Origin of the sequence: Candidatus Tisiphia endosymbiont of Oplodontha viridula, from assembly GCF_964264865.1 — a bacterium.
Lineage (GTDB): Bacteria > Pseudomonadota > Alphaproteobacteria > Rickettsiales > Rickettsiaceae > Tisiphia.
Genome location: NZ_OZ183486.1, coordinates 486572 through 503149 on the forward strand (window position 1 = coordinate 486572; position 16578 = coordinate 503149).

General features: G+C 32.8%; 15 protein-coding genes and 1 pseudogene. 11 read left to right on the plus strand and 5 right to left on the minus strand.

The window, feature by feature from the left end; translation table 11 throughout:
* Positions 1 to 179 precede the first annotated feature (179 nt).
* From ACFEL1_RS02310 to ACFEL1_RS02340, 7 genes are all read left to right on the plus strand, one after another.
* Complete coding sequence (locus tag ACFEL1_RS02310) at positions 180 to 1679, plus strand: Npt1/Npt2 family nucleotide transporter (protein ID WP_375331344.1); 1500 nt, start codon at positions 180 to 182, stop codon at positions 1677 to 1679.
* A gap of 252 nt (positions 1680 to 1931) precedes the next feature.
* Entirely contained in the window at positions 1932 to 2183 is a 252-nt protein-coding gene (locus ACFEL1_RS02315; RefSeq protein ID WP_341760806.1) for a CopG family antitoxin, read from the plus strand.
* A gap of 17 nt (positions 2184 to 2200) precedes the next feature.
* Positions 2201 to 2473, plus strand: a complete 273-nt coding sequence (locus ACFEL1_RS02320; RefSeq protein ID WP_375331345.1) for a hypothetical protein — start codon at positions 2201 to 2203, stop codon at positions 2471 to 2473.
* Positions 2474 to 2640: 167 nt separating this feature from the next.
* Entirely contained in the window at positions 2641 to 2802 is a 162-nt protein-coding gene (locus ACFEL1_RS02325; RefSeq protein WP_375330734.1) for a hypothetical protein, read from the plus strand.
* A 609-nt stretch (positions 2803 to 3411) separates the two neighbouring features.
* Positions 3412 to 4923, plus strand: coding sequence for a leucyl aminopeptidase (locus tag ACFEL1_RS02330; protein ID WP_375331346.1), 1512 nt, complete (start codon positions 3412 to 3414; stop codon positions 4921 to 4923).
* On the plus strand, positions 4913 to 5722 hold the full coding sequence (locus ACFEL1_RS02335) for a division plane positioning ATPase MipZ (protein WP_375331347.1): 810 nt from the start codon (positions 4913 to 4915) through the stop codon (positions 5720 to 5722). The genes ACFEL1_RS02330 and ACFEL1_RS02335 overlap by 11 nt, the downstream gene beginning before the upstream one ends.
* An 86-nt stretch (positions 5723 to 5808) precedes the next feature.
* Positions 5809 to 8034: a Sca4 family protein gene (locus ACFEL1_RS02340; RefSeq protein ID WP_375331348.1), complete on the plus strand. Its 2226-nt coding sequence runs from the start codon at positions 5809 to 5811 to the stop codon at positions 8032 to 8034.
* Here ACFEL1_RS02340 and ACFEL1_RS02345 read toward each other — a convergent pair.
* The 3 genes and pseudogenes from ACFEL1_RS02345 to ACFEL1_RS02355 form a co-directional block, all read right to left on the minus strand.
* Positions 8031 to 8186: pseudogene (locus tag ACFEL1_RS02345) on the minus strand (AmpG family muropeptide MFS transporter); the annotation flags it as partial. The gene ACFEL1_RS02340 and the pseudogene ACFEL1_RS02345 overlap by 4 nt on opposite strands.
* Before the next feature lie 86 nt (positions 8187 to 8272).
* The gene (locus ACFEL1_RS02350; RefSeq protein ID WP_375331349.1) at positions 8273 to 9943 is read right to left on the minus strand and encodes an IS1634 family transposase; all 1671 of its coding nucleotides are present in this window, start codon (positions 9941 to 9943) and stop codon (positions 8273 to 8275) included.
* Between the two features lie 217 nt (positions 9944 to 10160).
* The gene (locus ACFEL1_RS02355; RefSeq protein WP_341762435.1) at positions 10161 to 11405 is read right to left on the minus strand and encodes an AmpG family muropeptide MFS transporter; all 1245 of its coding nucleotides are present in this window, start codon (positions 11403 to 11405) and stop codon (positions 10161 to 10163) included.
* 463 nt (positions 11406 to 11868) lie between these two features.
* Here ACFEL1_RS02355 and ykgO point away from each other — a divergent pair, with 463 nt between their 5' ends.
* Entirely contained in the window at positions 11869 to 11994 is a 126-nt protein-coding gene (ykgO, locus tag ACFEL1_RS02360) for a type B 50S ribosomal protein L36 (protein ID WP_094648811.1), read from the plus strand.
* 181 nt (positions 11995 to 12175) lie between these two features.
* Here ykgO and ACFEL1_RS02365 read toward each other — a convergent pair whose 3' ends face one another.
* Both ACFEL1_RS02365 and rph read right to left on the minus strand, forming a co-directional pair.
* Entirely contained in the window at positions 12176 to 12775 is a 600-nt protein-coding gene (locus ACFEL1_RS02365) for a hypothetical protein (RefSeq protein WP_375331350.1), read from the minus strand.
* Positions 12776 to 12863: 88 nt separating this feature from the next.
* Positions 12864 to 13589 carry a ribonuclease PH gene (rph, locus tag ACFEL1_RS02370; RefSeq protein ID WP_375331351.1) on the minus strand — a complete coding sequence of 242 codons (726 nt, stop codon included), beginning with the start codon at positions 13587 to 13589 and terminating at the stop codon, positions 12864 to 12866.
* Between the two features lie 92 nt (positions 13590 to 13681).
* Between rph and grpE the strand changes: the two genes are divergently transcribed.
* From grpE to ACFEL1_RS02390, 3 genes are all read left to right on the plus strand, one after another.
* The gene (gene grpE, locus ACFEL1_RS02375) at positions 13682 to 14263 is read left to right on the plus strand and encodes a nucleotide exchange factor GrpE (RefSeq protein ID WP_375331352.1); all 582 of its coding nucleotides are present in this window, start codon (positions 13682 to 13684) and stop codon (positions 14261 to 14263) included.
* 346 nt (positions 14264 to 14609) lie between these two features.
* Positions 14610 to 15659, plus strand: a complete 1050-nt coding sequence (locus tag ACFEL1_RS02380; protein ID WP_375331520.1) for an AI-2E family transporter — start codon at positions 14610 to 14612, stop codon at positions 15657 to 15659.
* A 156-nt stretch (positions 15660 to 15815) separates the two neighbouring features.
* On the plus strand, positions 15816 to 16478 hold the full coding sequence (locus tag ACFEL1_RS02390; protein ID WP_375331353.1) for an HdaA/DnaA family protein: 663 nt from the start codon (positions 15816 to 15818) through the stop codon (positions 16476 to 16478).
* Positions 16479 to 16578 lie beyond the last annotated feature (100 nt).

Consider the following 16578-nt stretch of genomic DNA (forward strand, 5'->3'; position numbering starts at 1 on the left):
TACACTAATAATTACTAGGAAGAACCAATTTAAAGACCAATATTAAATATCTTGACATAGGGAGGCTAATAATATATAAGTTCCTAACTTTCTTTGGTTTTCATAATAGCCTTAAGCCATTATAGAGAAACTCTTGAACATGTCCTCAAGTTTTTTTTTTGTCTTAGGGAATCCTTATTATGACTAGTATACAGTCAAACTTATTTAAAAGCAAATTCAGAACTATATTTTGGCCTATCCATAATCATGAACTTGGAAAATTCATACCTATGTGCGGTCTGATGTTTTGTGTCCTATTCAATCAAAACATATTAAGAATTTTAAAAGATAGTATTTTAATTTCAGAGATTAGTGCTGAAGTAGTAAGTTTTACTAAAGTTTATTGTGTAACACCTGCAGCAACTTTATTCGTTATAATCTATGCTAAGATGCTTAATCATTTTAGTTTTGAAAAGATTTTTTGCTATTTAATCACTTTCTTTGTTGGATTCTTCATTCTTTTTGCTTTCATTATTTATCCAAATGTCGATATTTTCCATATTAATCCAAATTCGCTAGAACAAGTTATGGGGGCTTATCCTCATCTTAAATGGTATATAGCTTTAATTGGTAATTGGAGTTATATGGTTTTCTATACATTATCTGAACTTTGGCCAAATATCTTTTATGTTTTACTTTTTTGGCAGTTTGCTAATGAACTTACTACAACAGAAGAAGCAAAAAGGTTTTACACGCTTTTCTCATTATTTGGCAATTCTTCTTTAATATTTGTGGGCTTTTTGATGATGAACTTATCATCTGAGAACAGTATTGCTAAATATTGCTTAACCGTATCGGACAACAAAACTACACTTATAAAAATATCAACAAGTCTCGTGGTAGTTTCTGCTGTTATATCATGTTTACTTGTAAAATTTATTACTAAAAATGTTTTTACAAATCCAACATTTTATGCAAATGCTAAAAGTGGTAGATCCACTAAAGAAGGAATGGGTTTAATTGAAAGTTTTAAATATATAACAAGATCAAAATATTTATGGTTAATGCTAATTTGCTCTGCTGCCTTTGGTTTATCAATGAATTTGGTAGAAGCAGTATGGAAAGCAAAAATTAAGGAACTATACCCCACTGTTAATAGTTATGCAGAATTCAATAGTCTTTACATTCTTTGGACTGGAGTTGCTATTATGGTAATGACTATAATAGGCAATAATATAATGCGTAGCCATGGCTGGTTTGTTGCTGCAGTAATTCCACCAATTGTCATGATGATTACTGGTATATTGTTTTTTATCTTAATCGTATTTGACCACCAAGTATTATCGATATTTGATAGTAGCATTCTCATGACACCCTTAGCTCTTGCGGTGTCAATTGGTGCTTTACAAAACATTCTAGTGAAAGGTAGTAAATATTCAATTTGGGATACCTCAAGAGAAATGTTATATATTCCTCTTGACCAAGAGCTAAAGACAAAAGGTAAGGCAGCTGTAGACGTCATTAGCTCGAAGGTTGGTAAATCTTCGAGCGGGTTAATACAGTCAATTATTTTCACATTAATACCAACAGCCACTTTTAGCTCTATATCACCATTTTTAATGGTGGTATTTACCATTGTTTGTATTATATGGATTCACTCGGTAAGAAAAATATACTTTGAGTATAAGAAAATTGCCTAGCCCACTCACTATGCATACTCAGGTAGAACTTCAAGAATTGGCGTTCCCGCGACCAAAGATCGAAGCTGCTCCGTTACTCATGTACGCCTAGCAGCTCGACTTTGTTACTGCCTAGCTCTTCTTGAAGTATACTATAGTCTACCAACTCTTCATTTACGAGCAGTACACTATTGTTCGCTTATCGAATTCGCGTATAATGTATTGACATAGTATGTACTATTTATTATTATATTAAATAAAATATATGAAACTATGAGCTACAAATTAGATAAATATGAGCAGGAGATAGAGATTAATTTTGAAAAACAACCTAGTATTAAAAATCAAAATGATATTAAACTATTTCAAAATGCAGCTAAAACACACCTAAAGAGAAAGTATCCTATTACTATAAGAGTAGCTGAGCAGGATATTGAAGCTATAAAAATTAAGGCTTCAAAACTTGGGTTAGCATATCAAACATATATTAATATGTTAATTCATAAAGAAGCCACAAAATTGTAGTTATTAGGTAGTTTAAGTTGATTAAATTCAGATATAATTATGAAAAGAATTCAAAATTGTTGCTTGAAAGGGGAATAGGTTTTGAAGAAATAATTCAAACTATAGCAGATGGGAATCTATTAGATATAACTAAACATCATAATCAAGAACAATATCCTGATCAGCAAATTCTATATGTAAGGATACTAACTGAAATATATGCTGTACCTTATATAAAAGAAGATGATAACACTATTTTCCTGAAAACACTATTTCCAAGTAGAAAAGCAAGAAAGAAATTTTTAGGTTAAGGGTTATAGGTAAAATTATATTCAGACAAAATTAAATACTAATTTAAAAGAAACTAATTAACCTTATTAGTTTGATGTAAGACATCGGTTTAATAGCCTAGGTGTCATCAACCACAACTGTCGAAAATTAAAAAATCGTCATCGCGACTCATCTTCGAGACGAAAAAGTGCTTGAAACGTCTAAAGAATCAGGTTCGCAGTGGTTTTGGTATGAAGTTTGTAGTCATGTAAACATCACTTTTCTACTTGACATACTAAAAATTAGTCAACATAATGCTTCTTATGTGTATTACCATTGTTTTGTTTCAAATAAAAACTCTTGTCATTAAAGTACACTTTTATCAGTATTTCTTTATTATAAAATTCCACAGGTGAAAAAATGTAGTCAGTAACGAGAATTTAATTCTACACTCCACTCGTCGCATAATACTCACGTTCTATAGCATAATTTCTGCTCATATTTATCTCGAAGATGAGTCGCGATGAGCTTTGTAAGCCCTAAACCGTCATCGCGAGGCGTCGACAGACGCCGTGGCGATCTAGGTAAACAGCGAAGCTGTTTTATAGAGTAACGCTTCGCGTATTCTAGATTGCCGCGTCGCTGTGCTTTGCACAGCTCCTCGCAATGACTCCTATGCACGATGACGATTTTTTAACTTTCAACAATTGCGGGGTTTATTGATAAAAATACGTTGCAACTTATACATTAATTTATTAACTAGAAATAAATTATAATATTTATTTTTATATACTCTAGCACAAAAAAATAATCGAAATTAATCACTTTTCTACTTAGTGGGAGATAATTTTGGAATATAATATTTAAAGACTTAAAGAATTACTTTATTAATTAGTGGGTTTTTTATATACTTCCATTATTCAGATTATTACGCTTACAAAAAGAATATATAAAATTAGCCTCTCAAAAATAGGAATTTATGCTCAATAACATTAACTTTATAAGTAAAGAATTATCAAATAATCAAGCAACTGTAGTTTTTATTAACGAACAACTGAAATTAGACAATGAGTTATTGCTACTTGACCAACAACATCATGGTTTAATTTCTAAAACTATTCAGAATAAATTAGTATTTGCTGGAAAATTTGGACAAATTAAAATTGTTAATTCTATCGGTAAGGATGGAGAGATAAGATATTTAATTATAGTTGGCATTGGTGATGAAACAAAACTAAAGCCCTCTTGTATTGAGGAGATCGGGGGAAAAATTTTATCCAGTAGTACTTGCTGTAAAATTAGAACTATTGGTATAAAAATCTCTCATCATATTGGACAATATGAGCCAGCTGTTGTGGCGATGCTTATAGCTAGCGGCTGTTTGCTTACTTCATATAAATTTGATAAATACAAAACTAAACAAAGCGAAATAGAAAAATTCGTCGTAGAATCTCTTGAAATTTCTACAAACAACAACTCTAAAGCAGAAGAATTATTTAATGATAAGAGATTATTAGCCAAAGCGGTATTTTTTGCTAGAGATATAGTTAATGAACCAGCCAATATCAAAACTCCTTTATCTTACTCGGAAAAGATATTAGAGCATCTTGAACCATTAGGAGTTGAAATTACCATTATCGGTGAAAGAGAAATGAAAAACCTTGGTATGGGGGCTTTGCTTGGTGTTGGACAAGGTTCACAGAATGAATCTAAACTGGTAGTAATGCAGTATAATGGTTTGGATGATGATACGCCTCCCGTAGCTTTTGTTGGTAAAGGAGTTACTTTTGATAGTGGTGGTATTTCACTTAAACCAGCAGCAAATATGGGAGACATGAAATATGATATGGCTGGCTCAGCAGCAGTAGTTGGAGCAATCATGGCTTTGGCTAGCCGCACAGCAAAAGTTAACGTTGTTGGCGTAGTCGGTCTTGTAGAAAACATGCCTTCAGGTAACGCTCAAAGACCAGGAGATGTGGTAACCACTATGTCCAAACAAACAGTAGTGGTGGATAATACTGATGCAGAAGGCAGGTTAGTCTTGGCTGATGCAATTTGGTATACTCAAGAAAAGTTCAAACCTCAATGTGTAATTGATCTTGCTACCCTTACCGGAGCTATTGTTGTAGCTCTTGGCAAAACTTACGGTGGATGCTTTTCCAATAATGATGAGCTAGCTGATAAACTAATAGAGGTTGGTAATAAAGTTAATGAGAAATTATGGCGTATGCCTCTACATAAAGATTTTGATGAAATGATTAAATCTGACATTGCCGATCTTGCAAATATTGGTAACGTCCCTGGAGCAGCTGGCAGCTCTACAGCAGCTCAGTTCATCGGACATTTTATTAAGGAAAATGTAGCTTGGGCTCATCTTGATATTGCTGGTGTTGCCTATAATAAAACAAGTAATCCTCTTGGTCCTAAAGGAGCAGTAGGTTACGGCGTAAGGCTTCTTAACCAATTTATCCAAGACAGTTATGAAAAATAATCAACCAAATCGCATATTTGTAATTGGTAATGAAAAAGGTGGAGCGGGTAAAACTACCTGCTCCATGCATCTTATTACTGCCTTACTTTATAATGGTCATACGGTAGCTAGTATTGATACTGATGCACGTCAGGGTTCTTTAACAAATTATTTAAAGAATAGGGCTGACTATAATCTAAAAAATCCGGATAAAACGGTTGCTATTCCTCAGCATGTTCATTTAACTGAAAGTCAAGAACAAGTCATTAAACTTAAAGAAAAGGACGAAAAAACTAGGTTTGAACAAATATTTGAACAGGCAAAAAAAGCAGATTATGTAGTAATCGATACACCAGGAAGCTACTCCTTTTTATCAAGACTAGCTCACTCTTATGCTGATACTATAATTACACCAATTAATGATAGTTTCCTTGATTTTGATGTACTAGGTAAAGTTAATGCTAACAATTTGTCAATTATTACTCCGTCAATCTATAGCCAAATGGTTTGGGAACAAAAAATGCAGAAGGCTAACCGTAATGGCGAAACAATTAATTGGATTGTAATGCGTAATAGATTAAGTAACTTAGATGCAGTAAACAAAAGGAATGTTGCTACTTCTCTTGAACAATTAGCAAAAAGAATTAGCTTTAAAATTGCCCCAGGCTTTAGTGAAAGAGTAATTTTTCGGGAATTATTTTTACAAGGGTTAACATTACTCGACTTAACAACAGCTAATCATGGCAAAACACTTAGTATATCTCACGTAGCTGCTCGACAAGAATTACGAAATTTTTTAAACTTTCTTGAAATTATTTGAGTGTATAATCAATATAACCATTAGTTCGATATCAAAATAAATATTTTTATATCGAACTAACGGTAAAAAAAATCCAAGAGGATAATATGGCAGTACCATTGATATCACAATTTATCGGCTGGAAATACTTGGCAAAGAAATCACTTGGAGCTAATGATGGTGGAGAATTAGGAGGCATATACAAAAGTTCCGATGACCTTCTATCCATGATTAAAAGCGAAGGGGATTCTCGAAAAAATATATCAGAGTTTTTGGGCTCGCAAATTTTTCAAGCAACAAATCCAAATTATGGAGCTAAAGTCTCTCTCACTGTACCTGATCATCTTACCGAAAAAGTACATCAGGAAGGAGGCCTTCAAAGTGATGGCTCTGAGGTATATGTACGGTCTGAATTTTTTAAGAATTATAGTGGTGACATGTATGTAGATATGGATGAACACATGTCTACGAAAACTAAACCAAGTGGTTGGCTTCGAAAAGATGGGGGAAGACCGATTTTCATGGGGACAAGAGAATTATTATCTAATACTTTAAGCAAAGCTTTTGAAGAACTTCATTATAGTTCTTTTGATAAAATAGCTCCAACTAGCTTATTAATAGGTGACTTTGATATTCATACAGGTAACATAGGAGTTATAAGATACCCAGAAGATTCTACCATTCCTCCCAAACTAGTTCGTATAGATTTTGCTGGAAGTCTTGACAAATTAGAGGATAACATACATCCATATTCTTGGTCTAGACATCTACCATTACTAGGCCCAACTAACCATTTTAGGGAATTCCCAAGTAAATTAAGTCATAATGATTCATTTGTAAAAGGTTTACTTGATACTGCACAAGTCGATTTAAATAAGACTATCGATGACAGTTTTGCAGAATTATCAAAATATTATAGTGACAAAGCACTAGCAAATTGGGCAAAAATGGCAATGAGTCAAAAATTTAAGAATATCCCCCTAGAAAACATAAAGGTTGCCGATATTAAAGATGCCTTTAAGGAAACTATGCAAAAAAGACAACAATCATTAAAAGAGTATGGATTGCAAATTAAATTGGGTCTTTTAGTAACAAAAGGAAAAATTAACACACCAAAATTACGAGAATTAGTCCAAGAACATCCCGATTATTTTAACAATATAATCAACCAAACCAAAAAATTAAAATTAAGAAAAGAAACTAAAATAGAGTATATTTTAGGCTATAAAGCCCGAGAAATATTATTAATTAAAGAAATAGCAAAAATATTACAAGAAGAAAAACAGCTACTGACCAAAAAAATAAGCGATCTCGAACCATCTATGCAAAGTTCTAGAAAAGCACTAGACGTTATGCATACTAGCAAAACAACAACCACTAATGTTCAATCCTCAACCTCCAAAGTGGATTCTATAACATTAGCCTTTAGACAAGAAATTATTGCCAAACAACAGGCAATATTACAAAAAGTCCTTGCTGAAGCAAATATTAAGACGGATAAAGGAGTTGCAGTTGCAGGGCTTGCTACTAATTCTCAGGAGTTTAAAGAGTTTGTAGAAAATAACAACGAATTAATACAAAAGGCTTGGGATGCCCCCAATGTAAAAGCAAATATAGCACAAGCCATGCATGATGAAGTACAAAGTTATGCTAAAGTCCTTCAGGCTAATCATTTTAAACCTTTAACTTGGAACGAACAAGAAACAGTAACAAACACAACCTCTACTAGGTCAAGGGTTATTAAAGTCAAAGATGAAGAATTATTTAAATTAATAGAAAATAATATAAAGACCTCTACGAAAGTAATGTTAGAAGATGGCGTAACAGAGAGAGAGATTAGTAATTATCGAAATATTAATCTACCATTAACAATCAAGCCATCTAATACAACTGTCCATCTTTCGTTTCCGGTACAAAACGAGAAAGGTGAAAATATTGCAAGCTCGAAAGCACTTTATTTTACTACTCACTATAACGAGCAAGGAAAACTAGTGGAAATAACCAACCCATTATCACTAAAGTTTGCTGGGGATGGTAAAGATGCTATAGGATATATACAAAGAGGGAATAATATCTACACTATCCCTGTAACCAAATGTCAATATGAAGCAATGGTACAAGAAGTAGCAAAAAATAAAGAATATAATATAAATATGTCACAAGCTATTATTCTCCCTAAGGCAAACGACTCTATAGGTGAATTAACGCAGATTCAGAGTAGCTTAAAACGTCATGTGAACAACACTCCACCTGAAACAGAAACAGTAGTATCAAAAACACAAAAGACATTATCCCGACACCAACAACGTGATAGAACTCATGGTTACATTTAATACTTCATTTTTGCTTTTAGTAATGAACTGATTTTTAGTAGCAGAAGTAGAGAAGGAATTGTGATTATAATAATAAATGTAAAAAAGCTTTTCCATCCGAATTGTACGACAATATATCCTGAAAGAGCTGGAAAAATCGATCTTGAAAATCCCCCGACTTCCGCATTTTTTAATAAGGCATAAGCTTAGAAGGGTCATAGTGCTGGGGTTTTTAAATTTTAGGCACAACATTATTTTGTTATTTTAAATATATTGCAGCATGGTCTGAACGTTTGATGTTAAAGGTTTTATAGATTTTTCTAGCTTCGTTTTTTATTGCACTTGGTAGTCTATAAAGATCACCAGTCTTTGTATGTCTTGAGATTGAAGCCTGTACTGATATTAATAATTCAACGATGTTAGTGACACTGATCTTTTGGGTCAGAGCAACCTTGTATTCTATAGTTTTAAGCACTGCAAAACTCATATAACACACAGCTATGTGTGCTTCTATCCTTTGTTTAGTCCAGTGAAAAATTGGACGCATTTGTAAATTATGTTTATTGATTCTAAATTGCTCTTCAATTACCCATAATCTAGCATATTTTGCTATTGCTTCATGTGGAGTTATAGTCTGGTCATTGGTGATTACCCCATGCATGCCATCCCACAACGCATCCTGCTCTATCTTCTCTGCGTCAATATAGCTCTTGCCATTTTCACTAGAAGTATATTTTTTTACTCCACTATTAGATATAAGTTTTTTAGTACTACCAGACTCACCAATAGTCTTATTAATTTTATCTAAAATTTTTTGTCGCTCCTGTGCATCATTAATAGCCCTTTTAGATTTATAACTGGTAATTAGACGTTTACCATCATGCTCTAGATCGGCAATCCAAGTAAGATCATTGCCTATAACAGTAGGCTTATAGTTTTCCTCTGATAATATTTCTTCTTTCTTTTCTTTCTTGAGTGTTTTAAGCTTTGCTGCCACAATATAACGATAACCACCTTCATCGAGAGCTTGCAAGTTAGCTTTACTAAACATTGCACGATCAGCAATAAAACAGACATCTTTAACTTTAAGATACGCTTGCCAGCTGTTAATTGATTTAATTAAGGTGCTAACTTCTGCGGTATTACCACTAAACAGCTCATAGCCAAGTGGTAATCCATCCTCATTAGTTGCTAGGGCAAGAACTAGTTGGGTAGTATTAAAGCGATGATCTTTACTATAGCCAAAGGCTCTTAGCTCATCTATTTCTACTGATTCAAAGTATAGTGTAGTAACATCAAAAAATACTAGGCTAATCTCTTTATTAGGAATCAGGGTTAGGGTGTTTTTAAAGCATAATTCTTTAATTTTAGGTATTTGCTCATGTAATTTGTCCATCATCCAATAAGTAGCATCTAGATCATGATGCTGGTCAAATTGATCGCTTAAATACTCAACTATCCCTTTTTTACTATTTGGTCTTACCATACGGGCTAACACTAAATCCTTCAGCATCCCAGCGTCACGTTTCCTTGCTAGTAACTGGTTAAAATGCATTTGATCATAAACATGCCCCCCTATTTGATGCACTCCTTCAACAACTCGCTTGACTTCTACAACCTCATTTAGTTTTACTTCATTAACAGGTAGAATATCTTTTAACTGCTTGTTAGTTGGACGACCTCTTTTAACCTTGTTAGTATCATCAGTAAACAAATTCCCCTGCCCAGTTGCAGCTTCTCTCTCAGCTTTAATCTTGGCAATCAAATCTTGTGCTAGGGCAACTAATTTAGCTTCTTCTACTTCATCTACGAAGACTCCTAAATGACGTACTATACGCTGTTTGACGTTACCTTTACTATCACGATAACCTTCTACTATTTGGATAGATTGCCTTGGACTATTAGGACTTTTTTTACGACGTATGTACATATTAGGGCTATAAAATATGGGGCTATATTCAATTAATTAAATAATAAACAACATCGCAGTTAAAGTCAATAACAAAATATCTACTAGGCACAACAGAGCGAGAATACCACTTCACCTCCTTACTAATGCCACTTATAACAACTAATATCAAAAAATCTGCGGAAGTCAGGAAGACATTATCCCGACACCAACAACGTGATAGAACTCATGGTTACATTTAATACTTCATTTTTGCTTTTAGTAATGAACTGATTTTTAGTAGCAGAAGTAGAGAAGGAATTGTGATTATAATAATAAATGTAAAAAAGCTTTTCCATCCGAATTGTACGACAATATATCCTGAAAGAGCTGGAAAAATCGATCTTGAAAATCCCATCATAGAAGAGAAAAATGAATATTGAGTGGCACGAAATTTGCCTGTGCATATTGAAGCTATAAAAGCAATGTAAGCTGTCATAGCCATCCCACAAGTTATACCTTCACAGGCTGCGGTAATAAAGAATAATGGTAAATTCTTGCCATAAATCTCATGCACAATTAATAAGGTGTGTGCAATTGCATGAATTACGCCAAATATCAGCAGGCTATCTAAGATATTCTTTTTTTTCATCACTAAGCTGGCTATTAGTCCGCCAATTATTGTAGATATTATGCCAAAAAATTTCCCTGCACTAGCTATTTCAAATTCGTTATAACCAAGATGTATTAAGAAGGGGTTCATCATCATAGTAATAAAATCATCTGGTAATCTATATAAAATAAGGAAAATTATTATTAAAAAGACTAAGGAGAAAGACCCTACAGGTCTTAAGATATTTTGTACAAAGTTTGAAATATTTATTTTATGATTTGGATAAGTTTTTGAGGCTAAGTCGTGTTTTAACCGCAAGATGCTCACAACTAAAATAGCAGAACAAACAAGTACAGAAATGGCAAAAATTTTATATATATTATTCCATCCTAAATAGCTTGATAGATAGATAGCTCCGGAACTTGAAATTAGCATACCGATACGCCAACCAAAAATATAAATTCCAGAAGCTGCTCCTTGAGATTCTTTTGCAATAATTTCGGTTCTGAAAGCCCCTAGTATACTATCTTTAGCTGAACTTAAAAATGATATTATCAAACCTACTAATGCAAACAATATTAGACTGTGGTGAGGATTCATGGTACTTAAAAGAAAAATAGCAAATGCCAACAAAATCTGGATCAGACAAATCCAAGATAATCTGTGACCAAGTAGTTTACTTAACCAACCTAACTGTATCGTATCAAAAATAGGAGCCCATAAAAAACTGATAGAATAAGGTATTGAGATAATAGCAAACATACCAATAGATTGTAAGTCAATATTTTCTTTGGCAAGCCAATAGTTTAAGGTATTACATGTAATCATTAAGGTAAATCCGCTAGTTAGACCAAACAACCAAATAACGAATAATTTTAAAGGAGTTAACATAAAATTAATATTGGAAAAAAGTTAGAATATAGTAATAATTTTTTTTATACAAGCTAGATTTCTCTACATCTATGCTAAGGCAGTTTAAAAATCACACTTTAAGGTTGAAAATCATGTAAACACAACTGCAGATGTCATTGCGAGAAGGCTTCCTAAAGCCGACGAAGCAATTGTAAGTTAAAAGTATGATATCCATAACGTGGTTTGTTTATAGATTATTTTTCTAGATTGCTTCGCTATGCTCGCAATGACGTTTGTGATGTTGAATTTATACTTACTCAAGAATTATTTGAGTTTTTTACAATTTTAGGATGCGACTTTTAAATTACTCTAAAGAAGTTTTTAGGTTGACTGAATTGATAAAAAATATTATTATTGCTTTTTTAAACTTAAGCTAGCGAAAGTTTTAAGGTTGATTTATCACTTTTTAGGTTTTTGCAAGTAATACCAAGGATAGTTTTATATGAAAGTTGTAAGCTCGTTAAAATCTTTAAAGAAAAGAGATAAAGATTGTCAGGTTGTAAAAAGAAAAGGTAAAATCCTTGTAATAAACAAGAAAATAAAAAGATTTAAAGCTAAGCAAGGCTAAACATAGTACCCTACATTTTTTGTGTAATCGTCATCGCGATGCACCTATAGACACCACAATCGTCATTGCGAGGAGCTGCAACAGCAGCGACGTGGCAATCTTTATGCAGTATTACGCCTCACTTTTCACTAGGTTATACAAAAAATGTAGGGTACTATAGTATTAACTACGAACGATGATATTAACGTCCAATATGTTGAGTTGTTTTCTTTGTATCTTCTATTCTTTGTACAAATTTAGACGTTGCAATAGGAGTGTTATTTTGTGTTTTTTCCTTAACTTCTTTAGTATTAAGTGTAATAGGTTTGCTGTCTACGTGTTCTGAAAGGCCGTATTGTCCAACATTTTTGCCGGTTAATACATAAGTCACGTAATCTATCATATGTTTTACAAAATTGCTAAGCCCCCCTATAGAATGAGCTTCTAATTGAAACCATGTTTTCCCGTCTTTCGTTTTTCCAACTAGAAATTCCCTAAATATTTCTCCAGCTTGTACTGATGCATCTGACTCAGCTTTGTTACCTCTATGATGTGAAGAGATTCGTTCTCTAACTAATCCCAAATCTTTTAAGGTATCATACATATCTCCATTGTCTTCAACCATTATATGAGCTCCTTTTAGAAAATCACCCGCATGCTGCAATACAACTTTTTCCATTATATCTATTATTACACCAGCTTTTTCAAGGCTACCCTTTGGATCTATAGAATCTTCAGGTGTTTTGATTATATTATCTATAAGTTTTTCTTTACTGTCTGCTGGATCTATATCAAGACCCAAAACACGATCAACTAAAAGACTTGTAAATCTTCAATACTTAATTCTGAATATGCAGTAAATATAGTCATAAACATTCCATGTAAAAATATTAAATTGAGCTATTTAATAATATTTGGTTTTGTAACTTGAATAGATCAGAGGCGGCAGACCTCGCCAATTTTAGCATATCATAAAATTGCTCTTCGGAAAAGGGTTTTTTTTCTGCTGTGCTTTGAATTTCTATTATATTTCCATTGCCTGAGAAAACAAAATTGGCATCTACTTCCGCGTTACTATCCTCTAAATAATCAAGATCGACTATGGGCTGCCCTTTATATATACCGCATGAAATAGCGGCTACTTGGCTAATTAAAGGATTAGTTTTAAGTATTTTTCTAGCAATTAACGATCTAATCGCTAAATGAAGTGCAATATAGCTACCAGTAATTGCCGCTGTTCTAGTTCCACCATCGGCATTAATTACATCACAATCAATGATAATTTGTTTTTCTCCTAAGGCTTTTAGATCAATTGCGGCACGCATCGATCTACCAATTAATCTTTGAATTTCTTGCGTCCTACCTGACTGCTTTCCTTGCGTCGATTCACGCTTTATACGCTGGTGGGTTGAATTTGGTAACATACCATATTCGGCAGTTATCCAGCCCTGATTTTGCCCGCGTAGAAATGGCGGTAAACTTGCCTCATAGGTTGCACTACATATTACATGGGTATTGCCACACTTAATAAGGCACGAACCACCAGCATTAAGTAAAACTGATGGTTCAATTGAAATATTGCGTAATTGATTATTCTTTCTATTAAAAGCTCTCATAGATTATTACTTAATTAAAATTGACTTGAAAATACAAAGATTTACACTATATGTTAAGAAAATAGATTTTTGCAAGAAAAAAGGCTGTAAATATGGAAAAACAACAGGAGAAGAATAATGATAACCAAGAAATTAAAGTTGATAATGATGCTCAGCTAGTAAATGAAATAGAGGAAGATACTACAGATACCCTGATTTTGCAAAATAGTTTGCAAGAGATTGCTAGCTTGAAAAGTCAAATTGAAATTTTACAGGATAAACTGTTAAGGACAATAGCTGAATCTGACAATACTAGGAAACGTTTAGAAAAATTAATTGAAGAAGCAAAAGACTATGCCATTTTTTCTTTTGCTAAAGATCTGCTCAGTGTTAATGATAATCTTTCTAGAGCTTTGGAGCATAAACCACAAAATACGGAAGGTGATCTAGCTAGTATTATTACCGGGGTAGAAATGACTAAAAATGAGTTGACTAGCATACTAAAAAAGCACGGTTTAGAATCAATAGAACCATTATTAGGAGAAAAGTTTGATTACAATATACATCATGCGATTTCACAAGTAGTATCAAATGAATATGATCAAGATAGTATTATAGGTATTATGCAATCAGGCTACAAGATAAAAGATAGGTTAATTAGACCTGCTATAGTGCAAGTATCGAAAAAAATATGAAGGTTTCTATCTAAGATATTGCCAGCGTAAATCAACCTCAGTTTGATGTAAGACATCGGTTTAATAGCCTAGGGTGTCATCCCACAACTGTTGAAAGTTTACAAATACCTATACCACAGCGTCATTGCGAGCGTAAGCGAAGCAATCCAAGAAACAATCTAATAGATAAATGATGTTACTGGATTGCTTCGTCGACCTACGGTCTCCTCGCTAATAGACGTTTTATAGACGTATATGTCATTGCGAAGCGTTGTTGTCTATAATTTCACCGAATTTAGAATAAGAATTGACAAATTCTTATCCCGAATTCGCGTACTTTGGGATAATTTATAAAAGAAGAGGAATCATCTTGGATAAAGTTATTTTTTGGGTTATTGTTATTGGGACTGTTATAGTAACTTTGACTTTAATCTCTGATATATTGATGCCATTTCTTATAGCTGGGGTAATATCATATATATTACATCCTATAATTGATAATTTCTCATTACGATATAAACTATCTAGAACTATAATAGTTTCTGTAATTTCTTTGCTGTTTTTCAGTATTTTTACTATAGTGGTTGTGGTAGTGTTGCCTATCATATATCAACAAACAACTCTACTTATTAGTAAGATTCCTGCTTATAAAGATTACTTACAAACTGAATTAATACCGGTTATTACGGCAAAAGTTTATTCAATAGATCCAAATATTGCCGATAAGATAAAAGATTCTATTAGTAATTTTGTTAATGGCATATTTTTGTTTATCACAGGTCTTGCTAATAATATTTGGCATGTGACAAAGATAACAATCAATTTATTTATGTTAATTTTATTAATACCGCTTATATTGTTTTATTTTTTACGGGATTGGCTAACAATGGCAAAGAATATAGACCTCTTGCTACCTTTAAAAGGTAAAAAGAAAATTCAAGAAATATTATCAGCAATTAATTGTTCCTTATCTGCTTATATAAGAGGGCAACTAAATGTTTGTTTGTTATTATCAGTTTACTATGGAATCTCTTTATCGATTCTTGGCGTAGATCTAGGTGTATTATTAGGGATTTTATCTGGTTTCTCAATAATTATACCATTCGTTGGAGTTTTTATATCCTTTTCTCTTACCATGATTATTAGTTATTTTGCTTTTGGTATGGTCAATAAATTATTTTATATAATAATTATCTATTTGATTGGTCTAATAGTTGAGGGGTATATTTTATCACCGAAAATCATAGGTGATAAGATAGGATTACATCCTCTTTGGATAATATTTGCGGTTCTAGCACTGGGTAACCTATTTGGCTTTATTGGTATATTTTTTGCTGTGCCAATTGCTAGTATAATAAAAGTTTTGTTTTTAGCCGCTATCGATTTTTATAAATCCAGTAAGTTTTATAAGACTTAAACATTAGATTTCCTGCAGAATTCGCTTTTGCTGAGGAATTTGTAGGAGACACGGAACCTCGACCCGCAGCGTACTCAAATGTACGTGAGGATTCGAGTACCGGATCGACGCACAAATTACCAGCAAAAGTAGAATTATGCAGGAAGTCTATTAATTATGCCAAACTCCCAACAATATATATTACCATTATTTAGTAATGATCTATATGCTCTAGATAATTTTATTAATTCACTTTCTAATCAAGTCGCGTACAATTCAATCAAAAACTGGTCTGTATCTTGGGGAAGTAAACCGTATGAGTTTACAGTTTTGATTTACGGACCACCATCCTCTGGTAAGACCTATCTTAGTAAAATATGGCAAAATTTGTCGAATGCATTTTTTATAAAAAAAGATTTAGATATACTTAGTGCAGAAGATATAATGCAGTATAATGCTTTTATTATGGAAGATATAGAATTTTGGAATGAAAGGAAAGTTCTCCATTGTTTTAATTTAATAAGTGAGTGTCGTAAATATTTGTTGATGACTACAGGAAGTTTAGCTAGTAATTTTGCGTTACAGGATTTATCCTCAAGAATTAATGCTGTTGTAAGATTAGAAATAAACCAGCCTGATGATGAATTAATGACCAAGTTAATCTTTAAGTATTTTTCTGATCAATCGCTTAATGTATCTGACTGTGTAATTGAATATTTATTAATTAATTTGCCGAGGCAATTTGATCAAATGATAAAATTATTAGGGGTAATAACGCATTTTGCATTAGTTCATAAGCGAGCTATTACTGTTCCTCTTATAAAACGAGTTCTTAAATAGTATCGTCTTATCTAGAATTGGCGTGCCTTGGTGTGGGCTTAATATGTATAATTTTGATTATGTGGTAAAAATGTTATAAAAATTAGTTGATTTCTTTTAT

What these genes read in the sequence shown, in the direction of transcription:
- ACFEL1_RS02335 (WP_375331347.1), top strand. Translation starts at nt 4,913, where the DNA reads ATGAAAAATAATCAACCAAATCGCATATTTGTAATTGGTAATGAAAAA.
- ACFEL1_RS02310 (WP_375331344.1), top strand. Translation starts at nt 180, where the DNA reads ATGACTAGTATACAGTCAAACTTATTTAAAAGCAAATTCAGAACTATA.
- rph (WP_375331351.1), bottom strand. Translation starts at nt 13,589, where the DNA reads ATGAGAGCTTTTAATAGAAAGAATAATCAATTACGCAATATTTCAATT.
- ACFEL1_RS02315 (WP_341760806.1), top strand. Translation starts at nt 1,932, where the DNA reads ATGAGCTACAAATTAGATAAATATGAGCAGGAGATAGAGATTAATTTT.
- grpE (WP_375331352.1), top strand. Translation starts at nt 13,682, where the DNA reads ATGGAAAAACAACAGGAGAAGAATAATGATAACCAAGAAATTAAAGTT.
- ACFEL1_RS02350 (WP_375331349.1), bottom strand. Translation starts at nt 9,943, where the DNA reads ATGTACATACGTCGTAAAAAAAGTCCTAATAGTCCAAGGCAATCTATC.
- ACFEL1_RS02390 (WP_375331353.1), top strand. Translation starts at nt 15,816, where the DNA reads ATGCCAAACTCCCAACAATATATATTACCATTATTTAGTAATGATCTA.
- ACFEL1_RS02330 (WP_375331346.1), top strand. Translation starts at nt 3,412, where the DNA reads ATGCTCAATAACATTAACTTTATAAGTAAAGAATTATCAAATAATCAA.
- ACFEL1_RS02355 (WP_341762435.1), bottom strand. Translation starts at nt 11,405, where the DNA reads ATGTTAACTCCTTTAAAATTATTCGTTATTTGGTTGTTTGGTCTAACT.
- ACFEL1_RS02340 (WP_375331348.1), top strand. Translation starts at nt 5,809, where the DNA reads ATGGCAGTACCATTGATATCACAATTTATCGGCTGGAAATACTTGGCA.
- ykgO (WP_094648811.1), top strand. Translation starts at nt 11,869, where the DNA reads ATGAAAGTTGTAAGCTCGTTAAAATCTTTAAAGAAAAGAGATAAAGAT.